The organism is Streptomyces sp. NPDC005435, from assembly GCF_040703155.1.
Classification (GTDB): domain Bacteria; phylum Actinomycetota; class Actinomycetes; order Streptomycetales; family Streptomycetaceae; genus Streptomyces.
The window spans coordinates 376,936-399,421 of record NZ_JBEXEQ010000001.1 but is presented as its reverse complement, the minus strand read 5'-3'; the positions used below and the strand labels follow the sequence as shown (position 1 = coordinate 399,421).

Here is a 22,486-nt window from a genome sequence, read left to right as displayed (position 1 = left end):
CAGGGGCGCCTGTTGCTTCAGTCTCTCGGTGTTGCTGGCGCTCGTCCTCGGCCGCCCACAGTCTAGGGGCACGCGCTGTGTGCCCCGCCGGGCTCGCGGCGCCCGTACGGCGGTGCGGCGGGCCCTTGAGGGCCGCCGCACCGCCGTGGCCGGGGACACTCACGCTTCGGCGACGGGGCCGGTCCCGCCGGGCCGGACGATCTGGGTCATCTCCGCGTCGGGGCTGGCGGCGGGGGCGGGCGCGGGGCGGCGGGCCGTGTCGCTGATGCGGATGAGGATGGCGATGAGGGCCCAGTTGGCGATGACGGACGAACCGCCGTAGGCGAGGAACGGCATCGTCATACCGGTCAGCGGGATGAGGCCCATCACACCGCCGGCGACGACGAAGACCTGGAGCGCGAAGGCGCCGGACAGGCCCACCGCGAGCATCTTGCCGAAGGGGTCGCGGGCGGCGAGGGCGGTGCGCACACCGCGCTCGACGATCAGGCCGTAAATCAGCAGGATCGCCATGATGCCCGCGAGGCCCAGTTCCTCGCCGAAGGTGGCGAGGATGAAGTCGGAGTTGGCGGCGAAGCGGATCAGCTCGGAGTGGCCCTGGCCCCAGCCGGTGCCGAGGGTGCCGCCGGAGCCGAACGCCCACAGGGCCTGCTGGAGCTGGTCGGAGTGACCGTCCAGGCCCTGCCGGGAGAGCTTGTACTCCTTCATCGGGTCGAGCCACGCCTGGACACGCTGCTGGACGTGCGTCTCGAAGCTCGCCACGCCGACCGCGCCCACCGCCGACATCAGCAGACCGAAGACGATCCAGCTGGTTCGCTCGGTGGCCACGTACAGCATGATCACGAACATGCCGAAGAACAGCAGCGAGGTACCGAGGTCGGTCTCGAAGACCAGGATCAGGATCGAGATGAACCAGACGACCAGGATCGGGCCGAGGTCGCGGCCGCGCGGCAGGTAGAGGCCCATGAAGCGGCGGCTGGCGAGCGCGAGCGCGTCGCGCTTGACCATCAGATAGCCGGCGAAGAAGATCGCGAGCACGATCTTGGCGAACTCACCGGGCTGGATGGTGAAGGCGCCGATCTTGATCCAGATCTTGGCGCCGTAGGTCAGGTCGGCGCCGAGGCCCGGGACCAGGGGCAGCAGCAGCAGGACCAGCGCGGCCACCATGGAGATGTACGTGTACCGCTGCAGCGTGCGGTGTTCCTTGAGGAAGATCAGCACGACGGCGAACAGGACGATGCCCAGCGCGGTGTAGACGAGCTGGTTGGTGGCCTTGCCGCCCGCCTGGTTGATGGACTGCAGCAGCTTCGACTGGTCCAGGCGCCAGATGCACACCAGGCCGAGCCCGTTGAGCAGGGTGGCCAGCGGCAGCAGCAGCGGGTCGGCGTACGGGGCGAACTTCCGTACGACGAGGTGGGCGACGCCGGCCAGCAGGCCGAGGCCCAGGCCGTAGCCGAGCAGGCCGGTGGGGACCTGGTCGTTGAGGGCCAGGCCCACGTTGGCGTAGGCGAACACCGGGATGACCACGGCGAAGACCAGCAGGGCCAGCTCGGTGTTGCGGCGGCTCGGCGCGCCGATGGATCCGATCGTGGACGTCTGGTGCGTCGGCGTGTTGGTAGTACTGCTCATCGTGTGACGGGGCCTCTCACGGCTTGCCTACTGCTTGCCGCACTGATCGACGACCTTCTGCTCATCCTTGGAGAGGCTCGGGCCGGGCCGGGGCGTGGCGGTTGCGGTCGGGGACTTCGAGGGCGACGTGGTGGACGGCTGGGCCGTTCCCGAGGGATTCGGGGTCGGGGACGCCGTGGCCGTGAAGGAGGTGCGGGTGGCGGTGGTGGTGCCACCGGCCGTCGCACTCCGGCCCGTCTTGTCGCTCTCGCTCCCGGCGGTCGCGCGTTCGGCCTGCTTGCGGCAGGCGGACGCCTGGAGTGCGAGCGCGTCGATCTTGGTGCGGGCCTGCTCGAGGCCGCCCGCGGCGATCGTGTTCTTGACCTGCTTCTGCTGGTACGTCGGCAGGTACTTGAGTTCGATCTCGGGGTGGTCCTTCTCGATCTTCGAGAGGGAGACCCAGGCCAGGTTCTGGCTGATGCCCCGGTAGAGCGCGACGTGCTTGCCGTTGATGCCGACGTAGTACTGCGTCTGGGTCCAGCGGTAGCCGCCGTAGACACCGCCGCCGATCACCGCGAGGGCGAGGGCGCTGTAGAACGTGCGCTTGAGCCACCTGCGGCCCTTGCGGGGCTTGACGAAGTCCTCGTCGGTGTAGCCGTCGCCGTCGTAGTCCGCGCCGGAGCCGGGGCCGCCGTACTCGCCCCCGCCGCCCTGGCCGCGGCCCTGGCGGCCGAGGTGGGAGGCGCGCCCGGCCGGGGTCTGCATGATGCCGTTGTCGTGCTGGTGGAGCTGGTTCTCGGCGACGGCGCCGACCACCACGGGGGTGTCCGACAGCTGCCCGGCGAGGGTGTCGCCGGTGTCCAGGTCGAGGACGTCGGCGACGATGACGGTGATGTTGTCGGGGCCGCCGCCGCGCAGCGCGAGCTGGATCAGTTCCTGCACGGTCTCCTGCGGGCCCTGGTAGCTGGCGAGCGTCTCCTCCATGGTCTGGTGGGAGACGACGCCGGACAGGCCGTCGGAGCAGATCAGATAGCGGTCACCGGCGCGGACCTCGCGGACCGAGAGGTCGGGTTCCACGTGGTCGCCGCTGCCCAGCGCGCGCATCAGCAGGGAGCGCTGCGGGTGGGTGGTGGCCTCTTCCTCGGTGATCCGGCCCTCGTCGACCAGGCGCTGCACCCAGGTGTGGTCCTGCGTGATCTGGGTGAGCATCCCGTCGCGCAGCAGGTACGCGCGCGAGTCGCCGACGTGCACGAGGCCGAGGCGCTGGCCGGTCCACAGCAGGGCGGTCAGGGTGGTCCCCATGCCCTCCAGCTGGGGGTCCTCCTCGACCATGCTGCGCAGCTGGTCGTTGGCGTACTGCACGGCCTGGCCGAGGGAGGTGAGCAGGTCGGAGCCGGGCACGTCGTCGTCGAGGGTGACCAGGGTGGAGATCACCTCGGAGGACGCGACCTCGCCGGCCGCCTGGCCGCCCATGCCGTCGGCGATGGCGAGCAGGCGCGGACCGGCGTAACCGGAGTCCTCGTTGCCTTCCCGGATCATGCCCTTGTGCGATCCGGCGGCGAAGCGCAGTGACAGACTCATGCGCACCTCGCCCGTCGGCTCCGGGTACAGCCGGTCGTGTCGAGCCACACTGCCCACCCTCCGGTCGGGAGCGCGCCGGGGACCGGGGTGAGGTCCGCCGTTGCGTGCTCGCTCCGCTCGCTCATTGTCGTACTACTTCCGCAGCTCGATGACGGTCTTGCCGATGCGGATCGGCGCTCCCAGCGAAATCGGCGTGGGCGTCGTCAGCCGGGACCGGTCCAGGTATGTGCCGTTGGTGGAGCCGAGGTCCTCGACGATCCACTGGCCGTCGCGGTCCGGGTAGATCCTGGCATGCCGGCTGGAGGCGTAGTCGTCGTCCAGCACGATCGTGGAGTCGTGGGCGCGGCCCAGCGTGATCGTCTGGCCCTGGAGGGCGACGGTGGTGCCGGTCAGGGTGCCCTCGGTGACGACGAGCTTGCTGGGGGCGTTGCGCCGCTGGCGGCCGCCGCTCTGCTGGGCCCGGCGGCCCTGCTGGGCGCGCTGCTGCGGGGGCGCGGCCTGCTGCCGGGCGGCCTGCTGCGGACGGGCCGCTTCCCGGCGCGCGCCGCGCTGTGTGACGCGCGTACCGAACAGATCGCTGCGGATGACCTGCACGGCCACGATCACGAACAGCCACAGTACGGCCAGGAAACCCAGCCGCATGACCGTGAGGGTCAGCTCTGACATTGCCCCCGCTTCACCCTTCGGCTTGCCTATAGATAACGGTGGTGCTGCCCACGACGATCCGCGAGCCGTCGCGGAGCGTAGCGCGGGTGGTGTGCTGCCCGTCCACCACGATGCCGTTGGTGGAGCCGAGATCCTGGATCGTCGAGGGCGTTCCGGTCCGGATCTCGCAGTGCCGGCGGGAGACGCCGGGGTCGTCGATCCGCACGTCGGCCTCGGTGCTGCGGCCGAGCACGAGCGTGGCGCGGGAGATCTGGTGGCGGGTGCCGTTGATCTCGATCCAGTAGCGGGTCTGGCCGCCGCCCATGGGCGCGGCCGCGGGCCGCTGGGTGGCGGGCTGGGGGTAACCGTAGCCCCCGGGCCGGGCGCCGGGGGGCGGCGCGGACGGCATCGGCGGGGCGGCGGCGGGCGGATAGCCGTAGCCGCCCTGGGGGCCGGCCGGGGGCTGGCCGCCGGGCTGCGGGGCCGCCGGTGCCTGCTGGCTGCTGGAGGAGGCGAGGGTGCGGCTGCGCACCCGGTACAGACCGGTGTCGAGGTCTTCGGCCTTCTCCAGGTTGACCTTGATCGGGCCCATGAAGGTGTAGCGCTGCTGCTTGGCGTAGTCGCGCACCATGCCGGCCAGCTCGTCGCCGAGCTGTCCGGAGTAGGGGCTGAGCCGCTCGAAGTCGGGCGTGCTCAGTTCCACGATGAAGTCGTTGGGCACGACCGTGCGGTCGCGGTTCCAGATCGTGGCGTTGTTGTCGCACTCGCGCTGGAGCGCGCCGGCGATCTCCACCGGCTGGACCTCGGACTTGAACACCTTGGCGAAGGTGCCGTTGACCAGACCTTCGAGACGCTGCTCGAACTTCTTCAGGACTCCCACGGGGCACCTCCTCCGTCGCTGCCGTACTGCTTGCCGTGCTCGGTACCGCCGCTCGGCCCGTACCGCTTACTGATCGTATCTACGCGTCCGGCAATCAGCCGGTTCCCCCAGCCGCCCCCTTCGAACTCCTTGAGGCAAGGATCGTAGAGGCGGCTCAGCTCCAGTGTCCCGCACCCGGCGGGGAGCCTGGTCCCCCTGTGGATAAGACCGGCCGGACCGGTACGAGGTTGATACCTGAACTACGAGGTTCATACCCGGACAGGGCGTCTTCGTGCGCGGAGGCCGGGCCGGGTGAGGGGTGAGTTCGGTGCGGGTGTGCGGGAGACGGGCGTCCGGTGGGACCGGCGGGGCGGCTCGTGCCGGGCGGGACGGCCGGGGCGGCGGGGGACGCCTGTGACGTCCGGCAAGGGACAGGTGCGCTGGTGGGGGTGGTGGAGGGGGCCGTGGAAAGGGATGTGAATCCACCCCGGACGGCGTGCTAATGTTCTCGATGTCGGAAGGGGCCAGCCCGAAAGGGCCGGAAACGGAAGACACACCCAATGCGCGGGTGGCGGAATAGGCAGACGCGCTGGATTCAGGTTCCAGTGCCCGAAAGGGCGTGGGGGTTCAACTCCCCCCTCGCGCACCATCCAATGGGCGGCATCGTGAAAACGGTGCCGCCCATTGTCGTGTCCGGGGCCGGTGATGACGCCGCATCGGGTCGCCCCGAGGTGCTGCGGCTCACGTCCACCCGCTCCGGGTGGCGCCTCGCGGGGGTGCCACCGGGCAGGGCTTCTGTGAGTAACGTCTCAGCTCGGCGGGCGTTTTCTTCGGCTCGCCCTCAGGGGAGCTTCTCCTCCGGTTCGCGGAGCGTTTCCTCCAGCCATGCCCGTTCCGCCCGTTGGGCCGCGCGGGCCATGATCAGCATTCCCCGGCGGTAGGGGTCCTCCTCGTCCTTGATCCGTACCGGCTGTCCGGAGCGGGTGAAGAAGCCGGCCGGTGCGGTCAGGAAGTCGAGCCGGCGGCGCAGGACGGCGGCCCGCCGGGCGGGGTCGGGGACCTGGCCGAGGAAGGCGAGCAGGGTGAAGAAGGCGCCGCCGTCCGTGATCTCGCTCTCCTTCGGCTCGGTCAGCCTGCGCAGCAGCTCGGCCCGGCCGGAGGGCGTGATCCGCAGCACCTGCCGGGTGGGCGCGCTCTCTCCCGGCTCGGCCCGGCGTTCGACGTGCCCGGCCTGGCGGAGGCGGTTGACGGCCGGGTAGAGCGCGCCGTCGCTGACCGGGCGGTTGTGGCCGATCAGATCGGAGATGCGGCGGCGCAACTCGTAGGCGTGCAGCGGGCGTTCCGCCAGGAAGCCGAGGATCGAGAGAGTCAGCACGGGAGTCCTTCGCGGGAGGTTCGGGCGCCTCTCAGTGTGGGCTACCTCTATTCGAGTGTCACTAATCGAGGTAGTCTCCTGGACGCCCGGGGCCAACTGGGCCGATTTCCATCGGGGTTGGGGGAGTTCTGGTGCGCTTCGGGGGATCGGGGCCGGTCGCCGTGCGCGGCGGCGGTACGGCGGTGGGGCCCGGCGGGGCGGCGGTGGGGTCCGGCGGGGCGGACGCGCTCGGGCCGGCGGAGGCCCGGCGGGCGCTGCTCGGGCTGGGGCTTCCGGTCTACTGCGAGTTGCTGTCCGGCGTGGTCGTGGGGGTCGTGGACACCCTCTGGGTGGCGCGGCTTGGCCGGGCGGCGGTCGGCGCGGTGGCCGCGGCCGGGACGCTGGAGAACCTGCTGCTCGGGGTGATCCTCATGGCCGGCACCGGCGTCACCATGGTGCTCGCGGACGTGGTCGGGGCCCGCAGGACGGCCGAAATCCCCTTTGTGATCAAGGCGGGCGCCGTGCTGTGGCTGGTCGTCACGGGCGTGGTCGCCGGGGGCGGGTTCGTCTTCCGCGGCGAGGTGGCGGGGCTGCTCGTGGGCGGCGGCGCGGGTGAAGTGCGGCACCTGGTGGCCGAGTTCCTCGGCATCTCGCTGCCGGGGCTCGCCGTCTTCTTCGCGCAGAACGTCGTGGACGGGATCTTCAAGGGGCTCGGGGACACCAGGACGCCGATGCGGAGCGCGCTCGTCGCCAACGGGTGCGTGCTGCTCCTGGACCCGTTGCTGATCTACGGGGTGGGGGTGCTGCCCGCGCTGGGGGTGCGGGGGGCCGCGCTGGGGACGGTGCTCGGGCGGGCGGTCGCTCTCGGGGTGAGCCTGGTGCTGCTGTGGCGCGGGCGGGGTGGGGTGCTGGGGGCGGGGCCGGGGGCTGAGGTGGGGGCCGGGTCCGGTGCGGGTGCGGCTGAGGCTGCGGGCGTGGCCGCAGGCATGGGGCTCGGCTGGGTCGTGGCGCTGCGGCGCGTTCTGGGCGTCGGGCTGCCCGCGTCCGGGGACTTCGTGCTGCGCATGGGCATCGGCGCGGCCCTGCTGGGCATGGTCGCGCGGTTCGGCGAGGACCCGCTCGCCGCCTACGGCATCGGCACCAAGGTGATCCTCTTCGTCACCATGGCGTTCTACGCCCTGCGCCAGGCGGGCGGCATCCTCACGGCCCGGGCGCGGGGCGCGGGGCAGCCGGCCGACCGGGTGATCGGGGTGCAGAGCGGGCTGCTCGCCGTACTGGTGGGCGCGGGTGCGGGCCTGGTGCTCGCGCTCTGCGGGCGCGTGGTCATGGGGTTCTTCACGAGCGCGGACGGGGTTGTCGACGCCGGTTCCGTGCTGCTGTGGTTCCTGCTGCCGTATCTGGTGGCGCTCGCCGGGGTCGTCGGGCCGGGCGGGGTGTTCATGGGCGGCGGGCGTGCCCGTGCGCTGCTGGGGGTGACGGCGGCCGGCGCGTGTGTGCAGCTCCCGCTGGCTCACTGGCTGAGTTCGGTGGACGGGCTGGGGGTGCGGGGCGTGTGGCTGTCGATGAGCCTCGGTACGGGGGTGCAGTGGGCGATGACGGTGGTGATGTTCCGGCGGTGGGTGCGGCCGCGGGGTGGCTCGGCCGGGGCGGGAGGGGCGCGTGACGAGGTGGTGTGACGGGGTGGCGTGACGTGAAGTCCGTTGGCGGGGCGGTGGGTTCGTTCCGGTCGGGGCCGGTCCGTGTCCACAACCGATGAGTTGTCCACAGGGTCTGACGTGATCCCGCCGCCGCATGTACGGTCTGCACGAGTTGATGTTCGAAGCGCTCGTGCGGGGCGCCGGATCGGTGTGCGGGGGAGGCGGTCGGGGTGACCGGAGCGGGTGCGGACGTGATGTCCGGGCCGGAGAGCGGGGAGACCGTGGCCCGGCTGCCCCGGATACGCGGGTTCGCCCAGTGGCCGCCGAGCGGTTCGGCCAAGGCCGGGGGCAAGGCGCTGCGGGAGCGGGTGCCGCGCGAGGCCCACCGGACGCTGGAGGTGGACGCCGCGCGGCCGGACGCCGTCGACGCCGTGGCGGAGTCCAACGCCGGCCGGATCGCCGAGCTGACCCCGATCCGGGTGGGCCGGATGGCCGCCACGCCGTTCGCCTTCCTGCGCGGCTCGGCCGGGCTCATGGCGTACGACCTGGCGCGCACCCCCGTGACCGGGATCGGCGCCCAGATATGCGGCGACGCGCACGCGGCCAACTTCGGCCTCTACGGCGACGCCAGGGGCGGCCTGGTCATCGACCTCAACGACTTCGACGAGACGGTGCACGGCCCCTGGGAGTGGGACCTGAAGCGGCTCGCCACCTCGCTGGTGCTGGCCGGGCGCGAGGCCGGTGCCGACGAGGACACCTGCCGTGCCGCCGCCCGGGACGCCGTCGGTGCCTACCGGCGCACCCTGCGGCTGCTGGCCAGGCTGCCCGCGCTGGACGCCTGGAACGCCATCGCGGACGAGGAGCTGGTCTCCCACACCGACGCCCACGACCTGCTCGGCACCCTGGAGCGGGTCGCGGAGAAGGCGCGGGCCAACACCAGCGGCCGGTTCGCCGCCAAGTCGACCGAGGAGACACCGGAGGGCGGCCGCCGCTTCGTGGACGCTCCCCCGGTGCTGCGCCGCGTCCCGGACGCCGAGGCCGCCGCCGTGGCCGGCTCCCTGGAGCCCTATCTGGCGACGCTCTCGGAGGACCGGCTCCCGCTGCTGGCCCGGCACGCCGTGCACGACGTGGCCTTCCGCGTGGTCGGCACGGGCAGCGTGGGCACCCGCTCCTACGTCGTCCTGCTCCTCGACCACCGCGGCGAGCCGCTCGTCCTCCAGGTCAAGGAGGCCCGCCCCTCCGCGCTGCTCCCGCACCTGCCGGAGGCCGGTTTCCCGGTGGCGGCGGTGGAGCACGAGGGACGGCGCGTGGTGCTCGGCCAGAAGCGGATGCAGGTCGTCAGCGACAACCTGCTGGGCTGGACGACGGTCGACGGACGCCCCTTCCAGGTACGGCAGTTCCGCAACCGCAAGGGCAGCGTCGACCCGGCCGCGCTCGCCGCCGACCAGCTCGACGACTACGGCCGCATGACCGGCGCCCTGCTGGCCCGCGCCCACTCCCACAGCGCGGACCCGCGGGTGATCGCCGGGTACTGCGGCAAGAACGAGGAGCTGGACGACGCCGTCGCCGCCTTCTCCGTCGCCTACGCCGACCTCACCGAGGCCGACCACGCGCGGCTGCTGGCCGCGGTGCGGTCCGGGCGGATCGCGGCCGAAGCGGGAGTGTGATCGCCGATGCCGGGCAGCCGGGGGCCGGGGTGATGACGTGAAGTACGTCGAACTGAGCGGAGGCGCGGGCGAGGAGCCGGTGTCCGCCGACCCGCGGCCCTATCTGGCCAGGCTGCCGGGCATCGCGGCGGGCCTGCCGCCCGGTGCCCGCGCGTTCGCGACCGACCCGGCGCACTACGACCCGGGGGACCGACGCTGTGTCAGCGACCTCCTGCCCGCCCGGGTGCGCCGCACCGGCGACGGCGATGTGGAGATCCGCTTCCGGCACAACTGCTTCCGCCACGACGAGGACCTGGTCGTCCGCTACAAGGGCGTCTCCCGGTTCCAGTCGGACGTCCTCGGCGTCTGCGACCCGGCCTCCCTCGGCGACGTGATCCTCGACGAGATCCTGCCGCGCCCCGGCGGCTGCACCCATGAACTGGCCTGCCGCCCCGGCACTCTGGTCGTCGCCTGCCAGGACCTGGAGGCCGAGTGGGTGCCCGCGGCCTGCCCGGAGGGCTGAGGGCGGGTGCGCGCGGGCGACGGGCCGGGTGGCTCGTACGGGTGGCTGGTACGGGTGGTCGGGTGCGTGCGGGAGACCGGGCGAGTCGGTCGGTGCGGGTGGCCGGGTGCGGGCGTCGGGGGTGTGCCGGAGCGGCCGTGGCCTAGGCTGGTCGGGTGACGACCCCGGAAGCTGAGCAGTCCAAGGCATCGCGGCCCGAGGAACGGCTGGAAAAGGCCGTGCGCGCCGCCGAACAGGCGTTGATCGAGTACGAGATCGCCGTGGAGACCTTCCGCGTCGAGGTCGAGAACTTCGCCCGGCTGCACGAGCAGCGGCTCGGTCCTCTCTACGCCCGCATCGAGGAGCTGGACGCCCGCGTCGCCGAGGCGCGCGCCGCCCAGACGCAGGACCCCGAGGACATCCGCCGCGCCGAGGAGGCCCGCGCCGCCCTCCTGCAGATCCCGGGCGTCGAGGAGCTGATGCACGGCTGGATGGACAGCAACGGCCTGTTCCCCGAGGCCGCGGCCATGCTCACCGACCAGGCCGTCCGGCCGCCCGAGCGGGTCCGCCCCAGCGAGGAGGCCCGCAAGCTCTACCGCGAGCTGGCCCGCAAGGCCCACCCGGACCTCGCGCAGGAGGAGAACGAGCGCAAGCGGCGCGAGGAGTTCATCACCCGCGTCAACGCCGCCTACGCCCGTGGCGACGAGAAGCTGCTCCAGGAGCTGGCCGCGGAGTGGGCGGCGGGCCCGGTGCAGCCCGAGCGGCAGCCCAGCCCGGCCGACGAGCTGTACGCCCGCCTGGAGTGGCTCAGCCAGCGCAAGGAGCTGCTCACCCTGGTCGCCCGCGAACTGGAGGACGGCGCGATCGCCGGCATGCTGCGCCTGGCCCCGGACGACCCGGACAGCCTCCTTGCGGAGATCGCCGAGCGCCTCAAGAGCGACATCCACCAGCGCGAGAACGACCTCGCGGCCCTGCTGACCCAGGAATGAGCGCCCGCTCCGGCGCGGGAGTGCGCCGGAGCACGCTTCGGGTAGCGTCGGGGACATGAATTTCGGAGCTGGTGTGCCCACCGTCGCGGTCGCGGACCTCAAGGACGGCGACTTCCTGCTGGACGTCCGCGAGGACGACGAGTGGCGTGCGGGCCACGCCGAGGGCGCCCTGCACATCCCGATGAGCGACTTCGTGGCCCGCTACGGCGAGCTGACCGAGGCGGCCCCGCAGGACGGCCGCGTCCACGTCGTCTGCCGCTCCGGCGGCCGCTCGGCCCAGGTCACCATGTACCTGGTCCAGCAGGGCATCGACGCCGTGAACGTCGACGGCGGTATGCAGGTCTGGCAGGCCTCCGGGCGTCCCGTGGTGACCGACGACGGCAAGGACGGGTTCGTCGCCTAGCCGTCATCGTGGCGCCCTCCCCGCCGGTCTGAAGTCTCCGGCGGGCGAGAGCCGCTGCCGGCCGCGATCCCCGTCGGCGCGGAATCCCTATCGGTCGAAGTCCAGTTCCACCTTCTCCGTCAGCGGGTGGGACTGGCAGGCCAGCACATAGCCCGCCTCGGTCTCCTCCGGTTCCAGGGCGAAGTTGCGGTCCATGCGCACCTCGCCGGTCACCAGCAGGGCCCGGCAGGTGCCGCAGACGCCGCCCTTGCAGGCGTACGGCGCGTCCGAGCGGTTGCGCAGGACCGTGTCCAGCAGGGATTCCCCGTCCGCGACCGGCCAGGTTCCGGCGCGGCCGTCCAGGCGGGCGGTGACGGTGCTGTGCGCGGCCGCCGGCACGACCGCCGCCGGAGCCGGTCCCTCGTCCACGTGGAAGATCTCCTGGTGGATACGGGAGCGGTCCACGCCCAGCCCGCGCAGGGCCCGCTCGGCGCCCTCCACCAGGCCGTACGGGCCGCACAGGAACCAGCCCGCCACCGCGTCCACCGGAAGCAGCGCGGGGAGCAGCTGGGTGAGCCGGGTCCGGTCGAGGCGGCCGGAGGGCAGACCCGCCTGCTGCTCCTCCCGGGAGAGCACGGTGACCAGCTGGAACCGCTGCGGGTAGCGGTCCTTCAGGTCCGCGACCTCCTCCAGGAACATCGTCGAGGCCGCCGTGCGGTCGCTGCGTATCAGACAGAAGCGGGCCGAGGGCTCGCGGGCCAGCAGCGTGGCGGCGATGGACAGCACCGGGGTGATGCCGCTGCCGCCCACCACCGCCGCGAACAGACCCGGCGCCGGATCCAGCGTGAAGCGGCCGGCCGGGGTCATGACCTCCAGCACGTCACCGACGCCGATCTCCTTCAGCGCGTACGTCGAGAACGCACCGCCGTCGACCAGGCGCACCCCCACCCGCAGCGTGCCCGGGCCCTCGCCCGCCGGGTCGGGGGCCGGGGAGCAGATCGAGTAGGTGCGGCGGACGTCCACGCCGTCGGCGCGGCGGCGCAGCGTGAGGTGCTGACCGGCCGTGTGCCGGTACTCCTCGCGCAGCTCGGGCGGCACGGCGAAGGTCAGGGAGACCGAGTCGTCGGTGAGCCGCTCGACCCCGACCACCGGGAGCGGGTGGAAGCGCGCCATCACAACTCCTTGAAGTGGTCGAAGGGTTCACGGCAGGACAGACAGCGGCGCAGCGCCTTGCAGGCGGTGGAGGAGAACCTGCTGAGCAGCTCCGTCTCCGTGGAGTGGCAGTGCGGGCAGCGCACGGGATCGGCGGCGCCGGCCGTGTCCGTGCCGTGGTGGCCCCGCGTGCGCGTGGGGCCCAGGGAGAGCGCGACCGGGCCGGCGGCGCGGTGCGGGCGCGGGGGAGCTATGCCGGAGCTTTCGAGCTTGCGGCGGCCCTCGGCGGTGATGTCGTCGGTCGACCAGGCGGGGCTGAGGACCGTGCGGACCCTGACCTCGTGGACGCCGTGCTCGCGCAGCAGCCGCTCGATGTCGGCGCTCATCGCCTCGACGGCCGGGCAGCCGGTATAGGTGGGGGTCAGGTCGACCTCGACCGCGCCGGAGCCGCCGACGCGCACCGCGCGCACCACGCCCAGCTCGTGCAGCGTCAGCACCGGAAGCTCGGGGTCGGGCACCGAACCCGCCAGCTCCAGCAGCTCCGCCTCCAGGGCGGTGGCCGTCACCATGTCGCCCCCGGGTGGCTGCGGTGCAGGTGCTGCATCTCGGCGAGCATCCGGCCGAAGGACTCGGTGTGCAGGCCCTGACGCCCCGCGCCCGCCGACCAGGCGCCGGTGCGCGGCCCCTCGGGCACGGACAGGCCGGCGCGGGTGAGCACGTCCGTCACCGACTCCAGCCAGCGCCGGTCGAGTCCGGCCCAGTCGACGTCCAGACCCTCGACCGGCTGGAACATCTCCCCGGTGAACCGCCACAGCGCCTCGACGGCCTCGCGCATCCGCTCCCGGCTGACCTCCGTGCCGTCACCGAGGCGCAGGGTCCACAGCTCGGCGTGGTCGCGGTGGTAGTCGGTCTCCTTGACCGCCTTGGCGGCCAGCGGGGCGAACGGGCCATCCCCGGTGGCGAGTTCGGCGTAGAGCAGATGCTGATAGGTGGAGAAGTACAGCTGGCGGGCGATGGTGTGGGCGAAGTCGCCGTTGGGCTGTTCCGCCAGCTGCAGGTTGCGGAAGGCGCGTTCCTCGCGGAGGTAGGCCAGCTCGTCCTCGTCGCCCGCCATGGAGAGCAGGACGCGGGCCTGGCCGAGGAGGTCCAGGGCGATGTTGGCGAGCGCGACCTCCTCCTCCAGCACGGGGGCGTGTCCCGCCCACTCGCCGAGGCGGTGGGAGAGCACCAGGGCGTCGTCGCCGAGGGCGAGCGCGGCGGTCACGGGCACGGTGACGGTCACAGGTGCCGCACCCCCTCGGGGATCTCGTAGAAGGTCGGGTGGCGGTAGGGCTTGTCGGCGGAGGGCTCGAAGAACGGGTCCTTCTCGTCCGGGGAGGACGCGGTGATCGCGGTCGCCGGCACGACCCAGATCGAGACGCCCTCGCCGCGCCGGGTGTACAGATCGCGGGCGTTGCGCAGGGCCAGCTCCGAGTCCGGCGCGTGCAGGCTGCCGGCGTGGGTGTGGGAGAGGCCGCGGCGGGAGCGGACGAAGACCTCCCACAGGGGCCATTCGGTGTTCGTCATGCCTGCGTCGCTCCTGTCCCACCGGGGGTTCCGGTGTGCTTGGCCGCGTAGGCGGCGGCCGCCTCCCGCACCCAGGCGCCCTCGTCGTGGGCGCGCCTGCGCTGGGTGATCCGCTGTTCGTTGCACGGGCCGTTGCCCTTGAGGACCTGCTGGAACTCGGTCCAGTCGATCGCGCCGAAGTCGTAGTGCCCCCGCTCCTCGTTCCACCGCAGATCCGGGTCGGGGAGGGTGAGGCCGAGCGACTCGGCCTGGGGGACGCAGATGTCCACGAAGCGCTGGCGCAGTTCGTCGTTCGAATGGCGCTTGATCTTCCAGGCCATGGACTGCGCCGAGTGCGGTGAGTCGGCGTCGGGCGGGCCGAACATCATCAGCGAGGGCCACCACCAGCGGTCCACGGCGTCCTGGGCCATCGCGTGCTGCCCGTCGGTGCCCTTGCTCAGGGCGAGGAGCAGCTCGTACCCCTGGCGCTGGTGGAAGGACTCCTCCTTGCAGACGCGGATCATCGCGCGGGCGTACGGGCCGTAGGAGCAGCGGCACAGGGGGACCTGGTTGGTGATCGCGGCGCCGTCCACCAGCCAGCCGATCGCGCCCACGTCGGCCCAGGTCAGCGTGGGGTAGTTGAAGATCGAGGAGTACTTCTGGCGGCCGGTGTGCAGCTTGTCGAGCAGTTCGTCGCGGCTGGTGCCGAGGGTTTCGGCGGCGCTGTACAGATAGAGGCCGTGGCCCGCCTCGTCCTGCACCTTGGCCATGAGGATCGCCTTGCGGCGCAGGCTGGGCGCGCGGGTGATCCAGTTGGCCTCCGGCTGCATGCCGATGATCTCGGAGTGCGCGTGCTGGGCGATCTGCCGGACCAGCGTGGCCCGGTAGGCCTCCGGCATCCAGTCGCGCGGCTCGATGCGCTCGTCCGCCGCCACGGCCGTGTCGAAGGCGCGCTGCCGGTCCGCCGTGCCGTCGGCGGTGCCGGGTGCGCCGTCCGACGGTGGGCCGGCCGTGCGGTGCTCGGCTGCTGTGGCCATGCGGTCCCCCTGACCTCGGGCTCTGCCTTGGGAAGTGACCTCGGGTTCCGCCGGGACGGGTCCCGACCGATCGTTCGGTCCGTGTGCATCAATGGTGGGCCGGGCCGTCGTCGGGTGTCAACCGCTGTGGAAAACCTGCGCGGGTGTCTGTGGACAACGGGTCCGGCGGGGTCCCGGGCGGGGGCCCGGGGCCTGGGGAAGGGGAGGTGGGGGCGGTGGTGGAAGGCGCGGGGGCGCCCGTCGGCCGGGGTGGGCGCGGCCGGTCGCGGGCCGGAGGCAGGGTGCGCGGGCCGTACCCGGGGCTGCGCCCGGCGGGCGGGGCTGAGTACCGTTCCGTGCGGGCGCCGGGACGGGACGCCTGTGGACCATGGGGCGCCCGTGCCGGGGGCTCCGACGAAGCGGCGGAAGCGGGGGACGGGGCGGAATGGACGCGTACGACGAGGACTCGGGAGCCCCACGCGGGCCGGACGGGCCGTCCGGCCCGCCCGGGGCGCGTAGGGCGGGGGCCCCGGAGCCGGATGACGGGCCGGCCGGCGAGCGGGCGGACGGTCAGGTGGACGGCCGTCCGAGCAGGGACGATGAGACCGGGGCCGGCGAGGCCGCCGGTTCCGTGACCGCCCGATCCGAGGGTGCCGAGTCCCGGGCCGCGAGCGGCGGGGACGCTGTTTCCGGCGGCGCGCGTGGCGATGCCGCCCGCTCCAAGACGTCTCAGCCCGGGACCTCCCACTCCCAGATCTCCCACTCCGAGACCTCCCACTCCGAGACCTCTCACTCCGAGACCCCTCACCCCGACTCCCCCCACCCCCGCCCCGAGGGCCGCCACCACGCACCCCCCACCGACGCGCCCTCCGGCGTGGCCGCCCTCTCCCCCGCCTACCGCGTCGCCGCCGCCGTGGCGCTCGGCATCGTGGCGGTCGTCGTCTGTGTGCACCTCGGCATGGTGTTCCTGAGCCTCGCGCCCGCGAACACCGTGAGCAAGCAGCACGGGAAGGCCGTCGAGGCGTGGGTGTACCCGGAGTTCGAGCAGAACTGGAAGCTGTTCGCGCCGAACCCGTTGCAGCAGAACATCGCCGTACAGGCGCGCGCCGAGCTGCGGACCGAGGACGGCGGGGTGCGCACCACCGGCTGGATCGACCTGTCGGCCGAGGACGGCGACGCCATCGACCACAACCCGGTGCCGAGCCACACCCAGCAGAACGAGCTGCGCCGGGCCTGGGACTTCCTCGTCGCCACGCACAACGCGGACAGCCGCCCCGTGGGCACACGCGGCGCGCTCTCCGAGGCGTACGTGCGCCGCATCGTGGTGATGCGCCTGGGCCGGGAGGCGGACGTCAGGAACGAGGGTGTCGTCCAGCGCGTCCAGGTCCGCTCGGAGACCGTCAACGTGCCGCCGCCCCCATGGAGCGCCGAGCGGATCTCCACCCGGCCCGTCTACCGGGAGCTGCCCTGGTGGACCGTGCCGGCCGGCGACATCACCGGAGGTGTGCGGTGAACCGGCTCTCCCTGCTGCTCTCGCGCGGCGTCGCCCAGGTCACCGGCTCGGCCCTGGGCCCGTACCAGACCGCCGTCATCCGGATCGGGTTCGCGGCGACCTGGCTGCTCTTCCTGCTGCGCGAGTTCCCGTACCGCCGGGAGCTGTACGGTCCCGACAGCCCCTGGAGCTGGGAACTCGCCCATCGGCTGATCGGGGAGAACCACGCCTTCACGGCGCTGATGTGGTCCGGCAGCGGTGCCTGGTTCGAGGTCCTTTACGTGTGCGCGGTGCTGGCCAGTGCCGCGCTGCTGCTCGGCTGGCGCACCCGTACCGCCTCGGTGCTGTTCATGGTGGGCGTGCTGTCCCTGCAGAACCGCAGCGTCTTCGTGGGCGACGGCGGCGACAACGTGCTGCACCTGATGTCCCTCTACCTGGTGTTCACGCGCTGCGGACAGGTCTGGTCGCTCGACGCCCGGCGGGCCGCCCGCGCGGAGGCGGCACGCGCGCGTGACGGCCGCGTTCCCGCCGACCGGGTGGGCCCGGTGCTGTGGGCGGTGTCCGGCGCGGCACTCGTCGTCGTGGCGCTGACCAGCGGGTACGGGTCCGCGTGGCCGGTGCCGACGCTGCTGTGGACCACATGGGCGGGCCTCGGTCTGTGGTGGGCGGCGGGCCGCTGGGCCAGGTCGCCGCAGCCCCGGATGCTGCTCGACGTGATCGCGAACGTGCTGCACAACGGCGCGCTGCTCGTCATCATGGCGGAGGCGTGCCTGATCTACGCCACGGCCGGCTGGTACAAGATCCAGGGCTCGCGCTGGCAGGACGGCACCGCCGTCTACTACCCGCTCCACCTGGACTACTTCTCGCCCTGGCCGTCACTCGCCGGTCTGATGTCCGCGAGCGGCACGCTCATGATGCTCGTCGCCTACGGCACCGTCATGATGCAGGTCGCCTTCCCCTTCACCCTGTTCAACCGCAGGGTGAAGAACGTGCTCCTGGTGCTCATGATGTCGGAGCACGCCGCCATCGCCGTCGTCCTCGGACTGCCGTTCTTCTCGCTGGCGATGATCACGGCCGACGCGGTCTTCCTGCCCACGGCCTTCCTGCTGCTGGTCGGCGGGGGCGTGGCACGCGTGCGTGCCCGGCTGTTCGGGCGCGGCGGACGTCCCACGGTGCCCGGACCCCGCGCCCCGGAGGAGGACCCGGCGAGCCGCGTAGGGTTCACGGCATGACCGACCCCCTGATCCGCTGGCGCGAGCGCGCCGGGGACGCCGTGCTGCTCGACGGCTTCCACGCGCTCAAGCACGCGCTGCGCTTCGGCGCCGAGGTGCCGGTCGCCGTCACCACCGACCGGAAGGCGACCCTCGCCCTCGCCGACGAGCTGGCCGGCGACCTCGCGGACACGCTGGACGCGCTCCTCGTGGAGGTGTCCGCCACGGCGTACGCCGGGCTGGTGCCGCGCCCGCACCCGACGGGCGTGGCCGCGCTCGCCGTACGGCCCTCTCGCGAGGCCAATCTGCGGGCGCTGGCCCGCACGCCCAGGACCGCCCCCGTGGTGGTCCTGGACGAGCCGCGCAACCTCGGCAACGCCGGTGCCGTGATCCGGCTGGCCGCCGGGTTCGGGGCGACGGGCGTGGTCACCACGGGCACGCTGGACCCCTGGCACCCCACCGTGGTGCGCGGCGGGGCGGGGCTGCACTTCGCGACCGCCGTCGAGCGGCTCGGTGTGGACGAGCTGCCCGCCGGGCCGCTGTTCGCCCTCGATCCCGAGGGTGAGGACATCCGGGGGACGGTGCTGCCCGACGACGCCGTGCTGGCCTTCGGCTCGGAGCGCAGCGGGCTGTCGGCGGCGCTGCGCGCGCGTGCCGACCACCTGCTGGCGCTCCCGATGCGCCCCCAGGTCTCCAGCTACAACCTAGCCACCAGCGTGGCCATGACGCTGTACCACTGGAGCGCCTTCGGGGGCGCCGCGCCCATGGAGGCCTGAGCCTCCAGGCCGGAGCCGGGAGGCTCGGGACGGGAGTGTGCACGCCCGCCGGTCCGGCGACGCTCACGCCTGCCGGCGCACCTCCACCACCCGGAAGCGGTTCGCCACGTAGGCGCCGTCGGTCAGGGCCGCGTTCGCCGCCGGGTTGCCGCCCGAGCCGTGGAAGTCGGAGAAGGCGGCGGTCTGGTTCACGTACACCCCGCCGGTGAGGTTGAGGGACAGCTGCGCGGCCTCCTCCAGGCAGGCCTCCTCGACCGCCCGTGTCACCTCCGGGTCGGTGGAGTACGCGCCGACCGTCATCGCGCCGTGCTCGCGGACCGTGCGCCGCAGCAGCTCCACCGCGTCGGCGGCCGAGTCGACGGCGACGGCGAAGGAGACCGGGCCGAAGCACTCGCTCGTGTACGCGGCCTCGTCGTCCGGCTTGGCGGCGTCCAGCTTGACGATCACCGGGGTGCGCACGACCGCGTCCGGGAAGTCCGGGTTGGCGATCTCGCGGGAGGCGAGGGCGACCTCGCCCAGCTCGGCGGCCGCCTCCAGGCGGGCCTTCACGTCCGGGTTGACGATCGCGCCGAGCAGGGCGTTCGCGCGCGCGTCGTCGCCGAGCAGGCCGTCGACCGCGCGGGCGAGGTCGGCGGTCACCTCGTCGTAGGACTTGTGGCCCTGGTCGGTGCTGATGCCCTCGCGCGGGATCAGCAGGTTCTGCGGGGTGGTGCACATCTGGCCGCTGTACAGGGACAGCGAGAAGGCCAGGTTGGAGAGCATCCCCTGGTAGTCGTCGGTGGACTCGACGAGCACCGTGTTGACGCCGGCCTTCTCCGTGTAGACCTGCGCCTGGCGGGCGTGGGTCTCCAGCCAGTCGCCGAAGGCCGTCGAGCCGGTGTAGTCCACGATGCGGATCTCGGGGCGCGTCGCGAGGGTCTTGGCGATGCCCTCGCCGGGGCGCTCGGCGGCCAGCGCGACCAGGTTGGGGTCGAACCCGGCCTCGGCCAGCACCTCGCGGGCCACCTGGACGGTGAGCGCGAGCGGCAGCACCGCGCGCGGGTGCGGCTTGACCAGGACCGCGTTGCCGGTCGCCAGGGAGGCGAACAGGCCCGGGTAGCCGTTCCACGTCGGGAAGGTGTTGCAGCCGATGACCAGGCCGATGCCGCGCGGGACGGCCGTGAACGTCTTGGTCAGGTTCAGCGGGTCGCGCTTGCCCTGCGGCTTGGACCACTCGGCCGCCTGGGGGGTGCGGGTCTGCTCCGCGTACGCGTACGCCACCGCCTCCAGGCCGCGGTCCTGCGCGTGCGGGCCGCCCGCCTGGAAGGCCATCATGAACGCCTGTCCGCTGGTGTGCATGACGGCGTGCGCGAACTCGTGGGTGCGGTCGCTGATCCGCTTCACGATCTCCAGGCAGACCGCCGCGCGCGCCTCGGGACCCGCGTCCCGCCAGGCGGCCTGGCCGGCCTTCATGGCGGGCAGCAGCACGTCGAGGTCCGCGTGCGGGTAGGTCACGCCCAGTTCGATGCCGTACGGCGAGAGCTCGCCGCCCACCCAGTCGTCCGTGCCCGGCTGGTCCAGGTCGAGACGGGTGCCGAGGACGGCGTCGAAGGCGGCCTTGCCCGCGGCGGCGTCCAGGCTGCCGTGCTCGCCGTAGGCCTTGGGGTGCTCGGGGTGCGGGGACCAGTACGCGCGCGTGCGGATCGCTTCCAGGGCCTGGTCGAGTGTGGGCCGGTGCTTCGCGATCAGCTCGTGTGCGGTCAGTGGGGCGGCCATGCGGGACCAACTCCTCGTCTCGGGAACTCGTCGTCGAGCTCCGACCTGGGCGGAAACGGAGAAAGCGGCTGCTGCTGGGATGCGGGCCCGGTGCGCGCCCGGCGAAGGCGGTGGTGGGCCACGGGTGGTCAGAGCTAGAGTAACCGAACGATCGGTCGGGACAAGGGGGTCCGGCGCATCTGTGGACAACCCCGTGCGGGAGGATCGCGCACATGACAGCACTGGACCTCAGCAGCCCCGTGGCCGTGGTCGGCACCGGCACCATGGGCCAGGGCATCGCCCAGGTCGCGCTGGTCGCCGGCCGCCCCGTGCGGCTCTACGACGCCGTTCCCGGGCGTGCCCAGGAGGCCGCCGGGGCGATCCGCGCCCGGCTGGACCGGCTGGTGGCCAAGGACCGGCTCACCGCCGCAGACCGGGACGCGGCGAGCGCCCGTCTGACCGCCGCCGGGCCCGTCGAGGACCTGGCCGGCAGCGCGCTGGTGGTGGAGGCCGTCGTGGAGCGGCTCGACGTCAAACAGCGGCTCTTCGCCGAGCTGGAGGAGATCGTCGGCGACGACTGTCTGCTCGCCACCAACACCTCCTCCCTGTCGGTGACCGCCATCGGCGGCGCGCTGCGCAACCCCGGCCGCCTGGTGGGCCTGCACTTCTTCAACCCCGCGCCGCTGCTGCCCCTGGTCGAGGTCGTCTCCGGCTTCGCCACGGACGTCACGTCGGCCACGCGCGCGTACGAGACCGCCCGCGCCTGGGGAAAGACCCCGGTGGCCTGCGCGGACACCCCCGGTTTCATCGTCAACCGGATCGCCCGCCCCTTCTACGCCGAGGCGTTCGCGGTCTACGAGTCCCAGGGCGCCGACCCGGCGACCATCGACGCGGTGCTGCGCGAGAGCGGCGGCTTCCGGATGGGCGCCTTCGAGCTGACCGACCTCATCGGGCAGGACGTCAACGAGTCCGTCACCCATTCGGTGTGGCAGGCGTTCTTCCAGGACGTGCGCTTCACGCCCTCGCTCGCCCAGCGCAGGCTGGTCGAGTCCGGCAGGCTCGGCCGCAAGAGCGGCCACGGCTGGTACGACTACGCGGAGGGCGCCGAGCGCTCCGAGCCGCACACCGCCGAGAAGGAGCAGCCGCCCGCCCATGTCACCGTCGAGGGCGACCTCGGCCCGGCGGCTCCCCTGCTCGCGCTGATCCGCGAGGCGGGCATCCCGGTCCACGAGCAGGAGGAGGAGAACGGCTCCCTGCTCGTCCTGCCGAGCGGCGGACAGCTGATCCTCGCCGACGGCCAGACCTCCGTGGAGTTCCGCGACGTCGTCCACTTCGACCTCGCGCTCGACTACCGCGCGGCCACCCGTATCGCGCTCTCCGCCTCCCAGGACACCTCGCCGCGCACCCTCGCCGAGGCCGTCGGCCTCTTCCAGGCGCTCGGCAAGGACGTCAGCGTCATCGGGGACGTGCCCGGCATGATCGTCGCCCGTACGGTGGCCCGGATCGTCGACCTCGCGCACGACGCCGTCGCCAAGGGCGTCGCCACCGAGGAGGACATCGACACCGCCATGAAGCTCGGCGTCAACTACCCGCGCGGCCCCTTCGAGTGGAGCCGCGCGCTCGGCCGGGGCTGGGCCTACGACCTGCTCGACCAGCTGCACGCGTGCGACCCCTCCGGGCGGTACGCGCCGTCCCTCGCCCTCTACCGGCACTCCTACGCCACCGACAAGCGGGAGGGCACCTCATGACCACCGCCAAGCGCGACACGTACACCCCCGAGACCCTGCTCTCGGTGGCCGTGCGCGTCTTCAACGAGCGCGGCTACGACGGCACGTCCATGGAGCACCTCTCCCGGGCCGCCGGCATCTCCAAGTCCTCGATCTACCACCACGTCAGCGGCAAGGAGGAGCTGCTGCGCCGGGCGGTCTCGCGGGCGCTGGACGGCCTCTTCGCCATCCTCGACGAGGAACACGCGCGCGAGGGGCGCGCCGTCGGCCGGCTGGAGTACGTCGTACGGCGCATGGTCGAGGTGCTCATATCCGAGCTGCCCTATGTGACGCTGCTGCTGCGGGTGCGCGGAAACACCGAGGCCGAGCGGTGGGCGCTGGAGCGGCGCCGCGAGTTCGACCACCGGGTCGCGGACCTGCTGCGCGCGGCCGCCGAGGAGGGGGACGTGCGCGCGGACGTCGAGGTGCGCCTCGCGACCCGGCTCGTCTTCGGCATGATCAACTCCATCGTGGAGTGGTACCGGCCCGAGGCCCGCGGGGCGAACGGGCGCGAGGTGGCCGACGCGGTGGTACGGCTGGTGTTCGCGGGGCTGCGGGGAGACTGAGGTGCCCGGCCGGGGTGCCCGGCCGAGG

21 protein-coding genes and 1 tRNA gene are annotated in these 22,486 nt (G+C 72.8%); 11 read left to right on the top strand and 11 right to left on the bottom strand.

Annotated features, from left to right (window positions below; translation table 11 throughout):
* Window positions 1–159: 159 nt before the first annotated feature.
* The 4 genes from AB0898_RS01865 to AB0898_RS01850 all read right to left on the bottom strand — a co-directional run bounded on the left by AB0898_RS01865 (window position 160) and on the right by AB0898_RS01850 (window position 4,711).
* Window positions 160–1,626, bottom strand: coding sequence for an FtsW/RodA/SpoVE family cell cycle protein (locus AB0898_RS01865; RefSeq protein ID WP_366800836.1), 1,467 nt, complete (start codon window positions 1,624–1,626; stop codon window positions 160–162).
* Between the two features lie 27 nt (window positions 1,627–1,653).
* The gene (locus AB0898_RS01860) at window positions 1,654–3,234 is read right to left on the bottom strand and encodes a Stp1/IreP family PP2C-type Ser/Thr phosphatase (RefSeq protein ID WP_366800835.1); all 1,581 of its coding nucleotides are present in this window, start codon (window positions 3,232–3,234) and stop codon (window positions 1,654–1,656) included.
* An 84-nt stretch (window positions 3,235–3,318) separates the two neighbouring features.
* On the bottom strand, window positions 3,319–3,852 hold the full coding sequence (locus AB0898_RS01855) for an FHA domain-containing protein (RefSeq protein WP_366800834.1): 534 nt from the start codon (window positions 3,850–3,852) through the stop codon (window positions 3,319–3,321).
* 10 nt (window positions 3,853–3,862) lie between these two features.
* A complete protein-coding gene (locus tag AB0898_RS01850) occupies window positions 3,863–4,711 on the bottom strand; it encodes a DUF3662 and FHA domain-containing protein (RefSeq protein ID WP_366800833.1) in 849 nt (282 codons plus the stop codon).
* A 541-nt stretch (window positions 4,712–5,252) separates the two neighbouring features.
* On the opposite strand from AB0898_RS01850, the gene AB0898_RS01845 reads away from it, so the two are divergent.
* A tRNA-Leu gene (locus tag AB0898_RS01845) sits at window positions 5,253–5,339 on the top strand.
* Between the two features lie 192 nt (window positions 5,340–5,531).
* Here the strand turns inward: AB0898_RS01845 and AB0898_RS01840 are convergent.
* Complete coding sequence (locus AB0898_RS01840) at window positions 5,532–6,065, bottom strand: PadR family transcriptional regulator (RefSeq protein ID WP_366800832.1); 534 nt, start codon at window positions 6,063–6,065, stop codon at window positions 5,532–5,534.
* A 131-nt stretch (window positions 6,066–6,196) separates the two neighbouring features.
* On the opposite strand from AB0898_RS01840, the gene AB0898_RS01835 reads away from it, so the two are divergent.
* The 5 genes from AB0898_RS01835 to AB0898_RS01815 all read left to right on the top strand — a co-directional run bounded on the left by AB0898_RS01835 (window position 6,197) and on the right by AB0898_RS01815 (window position 11,221).
* Window positions 6,197–7,720 carry an MATE family efflux transporter gene (locus AB0898_RS01835; protein ID WP_366800831.1) on the top strand — a complete coding sequence of 508 codons (1,524 nt, stop codon included), beginning with the start codon at window positions 6,197–6,199 and terminating at the stop codon, window positions 7,718–7,720.
* A 215-nt stretch (window positions 7,721–7,935) separates the two neighbouring features.
* Window positions 7,936–9,348 carry a DUF2252 domain-containing protein gene (locus AB0898_RS01830; RefSeq protein WP_366801045.1) on the top strand — a complete coding sequence of 471 codons (1,413 nt, stop codon included), beginning with the start codon at window positions 7,936–7,938 and terminating at the stop codon, window positions 9,346–9,348.
* 37 nt (window positions 9,349–9,385) lie between these two features.
* Window positions 9,386–9,850 (top strand): hypothetical protein, encoded by a 465-nt coding sequence (locus AB0898_RS01825; protein ID WP_018547691.1) that lies wholly within the window; start codon window positions 9,386–9,388, stop codon window positions 9,848–9,850.
* A gap of 155 nt (window positions 9,851–10,005) precedes the next feature.
* Window positions 10,006–10,818 carry a hypothetical protein gene (locus AB0898_RS01820; protein ID WP_366800830.1) on the top strand — a complete coding sequence of 271 codons (813 nt, stop codon included), beginning with the start codon at window positions 10,006–10,008 and terminating at the stop codon, window positions 10,816–10,818.
* Window positions 10,819–10,891: 73 nt separating this feature from the next.
* Window positions 10,892–11,221 carry a rhodanese-like domain-containing protein gene (locus AB0898_RS01815; protein WP_366801044.1) on the top strand — a complete coding sequence of 110 codons (330 nt, stop codon included), beginning with the start codon at window positions 10,892–10,894 and terminating at the stop codon, window positions 11,219–11,221.
* 87 nt (window positions 11,222–11,308) lie between these two features.
* Here the strand turns inward: AB0898_RS01815 and paaE are convergent, their stop codons facing one another.
* The 5 genes from paaE to paaA are packed head-to-tail and all read right to left on the bottom strand — an operon-like array spanning window position 11,309 to window position 14,934.
* Window positions 11,309–12,373, bottom strand: a complete 1,065-nt coding sequence (paaE, locus tag AB0898_RS01810; RefSeq protein WP_366800829.1) for a 1,2-phenylacetyl-CoA epoxidase subunit PaaE — start codon at window positions 12,371–12,373, stop codon at window positions 11,309–11,311.
* Window positions 12,373–12,921 (bottom strand): 1,2-phenylacetyl-CoA epoxidase subunit PaaD, encoded by a 549-nt coding sequence (gene paaD / locus AB0898_RS01805; RefSeq protein ID WP_366800828.1) that lies wholly within the window; start codon window positions 12,919–12,921, stop codon window positions 12,373–12,375. Before paaD ends, paaE begins: the two co-directional genes overlap by 1 nt.
* Window positions 12,915–13,634 carry a 1,2-phenylacetyl-CoA epoxidase subunit PaaC gene (gene paaC, locus AB0898_RS01800; RefSeq protein WP_366800827.1) on the bottom strand — a complete coding sequence of 240 codons (720 nt, stop codon included), beginning with the start codon at window positions 13,632–13,634 and terminating at the stop codon, window positions 12,915–12,917. Before paaC ends, paaD begins: the two co-directional genes overlap by 7 nt.
* Window positions 13,631–13,918, bottom strand: coding sequence for a 1,2-phenylacetyl-CoA epoxidase subunit PaaB (gene paaB, locus AB0898_RS01795; RefSeq protein ID WP_366800826.1), 288 nt, complete (start codon window positions 13,916–13,918; stop codon window positions 13,631–13,633). The genes paaC and paaB overlap by 4 nt, the downstream gene beginning before the upstream one ends.
* Window positions 13,915–14,934 (bottom strand): 1,2-phenylacetyl-CoA epoxidase subunit PaaA, encoded by a 1,020-nt coding sequence (gene paaA / locus AB0898_RS01790; RefSeq protein WP_366800825.1) that lies wholly within the window; start codon window positions 14,932–14,934, stop codon window positions 13,915–13,917. Before paaA ends, paaB begins: the two co-directional genes overlap by 4 nt.
* Window positions 14,935–15,358: 424 nt before the next feature.
* Between paaA and AB0898_RS01785 the strand changes: the two genes are divergently transcribed.
* From AB0898_RS01785 to AB0898_RS01775, 3 genes are read left to right on the top strand one after another with little or no spacing between them, the layout of a single operon-like run.
* Window positions 15,359–16,426: a DUF5819 family protein gene (locus AB0898_RS01785; RefSeq protein ID WP_366800824.1), complete on the top strand. Its 1,068-nt coding sequence runs from the start codon at window positions 15,359–15,361 to the stop codon at window positions 16,424–16,426.
* Window positions 16,423–17,637, top strand: coding sequence for an HTTM domain-containing protein (locus AB0898_RS01780; RefSeq protein WP_366800823.1), 1,215 nt, complete (start codon window positions 16,423–16,425; stop codon window positions 17,635–17,637). The genes AB0898_RS01785 and AB0898_RS01780 overlap by 4 nt, the downstream gene beginning before the upstream one ends.
* Window positions 17,634–18,392, top strand: coding sequence for a TrmH family RNA methyltransferase (locus AB0898_RS01775; RefSeq protein ID WP_366800822.1), 759 nt, complete (start codon window positions 17,634–17,636; stop codon window positions 18,390–18,392). Before AB0898_RS01780 ends, AB0898_RS01775 begins: the two co-directional genes overlap by 4 nt.
* Window positions 18,393–18,455: 63 nt before the next feature.
* Here the strand turns inward: AB0898_RS01775 and paaN are convergent, their stop codons facing one another.
* Window positions 18,456–20,147, bottom strand: coding sequence for a phenylacetic acid degradation protein PaaN (gene paaN, locus AB0898_RS01770; protein ID WP_366800821.1), 1,692 nt, complete (start codon window positions 20,145–20,147; stop codon window positions 18,456–18,458).
* A gap of 212 nt (window positions 20,148–20,359) precedes the next feature.
* Here paaN and AB0898_RS01765 point away from each other — a divergent pair, with 212 nt between their 5' ends.
* Together AB0898_RS01765 and AB0898_RS01760 are read left to right on the top strand one after the other, a co-directional pair.
* Entirely contained in the window at window positions 20,360–21,874 is a 1,515-nt protein-coding gene (locus AB0898_RS01765; protein WP_366800820.1) for a 3-hydroxyacyl-CoA dehydrogenase, read from the top strand.
* Complete coding sequence (locus AB0898_RS01760; RefSeq protein WP_366800819.1) at window positions 21,871–22,458, top strand: TetR/AcrR family transcriptional regulator; 588 nt, start codon at window positions 21,871–21,873, stop codon at window positions 22,456–22,458. The genes AB0898_RS01765 and AB0898_RS01760 overlap by 4 nt, the downstream gene beginning before the upstream one ends.
* Window positions 22,459–22,486: the final 28 nt, after the last annotated feature.

What these genes read in the sequence shown, in the direction of transcription:
- AB0898_RS01865 (WP_366800836.1), bottom strand. Translation starts at nt 1,626, where the DNA reads ATGAGCAGTACTACCAACACGCCGACGCACCAGACGTCCACGATCGGA.
- AB0898_RS01855 (WP_366800834.1), bottom strand. Translation starts at nt 3,852, where the DNA reads ATGTCAGAGCTGACCCTCACGGTCATGCGGCTGGGTTTCCTGGCCGTA.
- AB0898_RS01830 (WP_366801045.1), top strand. Translation starts at nt 7,936, where the DNA reads ATGTCCGGGCCGGAGAGCGGGGAGACCGTGGCCCGGCTGCCCCGGATA.
- paaE (WP_366800829.1), bottom strand. Translation starts at nt 12,373, where the DNA reads ATGGCGCGCTTCCACCCGCTCCCGGTGGTCGGGGTCGAGCGGCTCACC.
- paaD (WP_366800828.1), bottom strand. Translation starts at nt 12,921, where the DNA reads ATGGTGACGGCCACCGCCCTGGAGGCGGAGCTGCTGGAGCTGGCGGGT.
- paaB (WP_366800826.1), bottom strand. Translation starts at nt 13,918, where the DNA reads ATGACGAACACCGAATGGCCCCTGTGGGAGGTCTTCGTCCGCTCCCGC.
- paaA (WP_366800825.1), bottom strand. Translation starts at nt 14,934, where the DNA reads ATGGCCACAGCAGCCGAGCACCGCACGGCCGGCCCACCGTCGGACGGC.
- AB0898_RS01785 (WP_366800824.1), top strand. Translation starts at nt 15,359, where the DNA reads ATGGACGCGTACGACGAGGACTCGGGAGCCCCACGCGGGCCGGACGGG.
- AB0898_RS01775 (WP_366800822.1), top strand. Translation starts at nt 17,634, where the DNA reads ATGACCGACCCCCTGATCCGCTGGCGCGAGCGCGCCGGGGACGCCGTG.
- paaN (WP_366800821.1), bottom strand. Translation starts at nt 20,147, where the DNA reads ATGGCCGCCCCACTGACCGCACACGAGCTGATCGCGAAGCACCGGCCC.
- AB0898_RS01765 (WP_366800820.1), top strand. Translation starts at nt 20,360, where the DNA reads ATGACAGCACTGGACCTCAGCAGCCCCGTGGCCGTGGTCGGCACCGGC.
- AB0898_RS01760 (WP_366800819.1), top strand. Translation starts at nt 21,871, where the DNA reads ATGACCACCGCCAAGCGCGACACGTACACCCCCGAGACCCTGCTCTCG.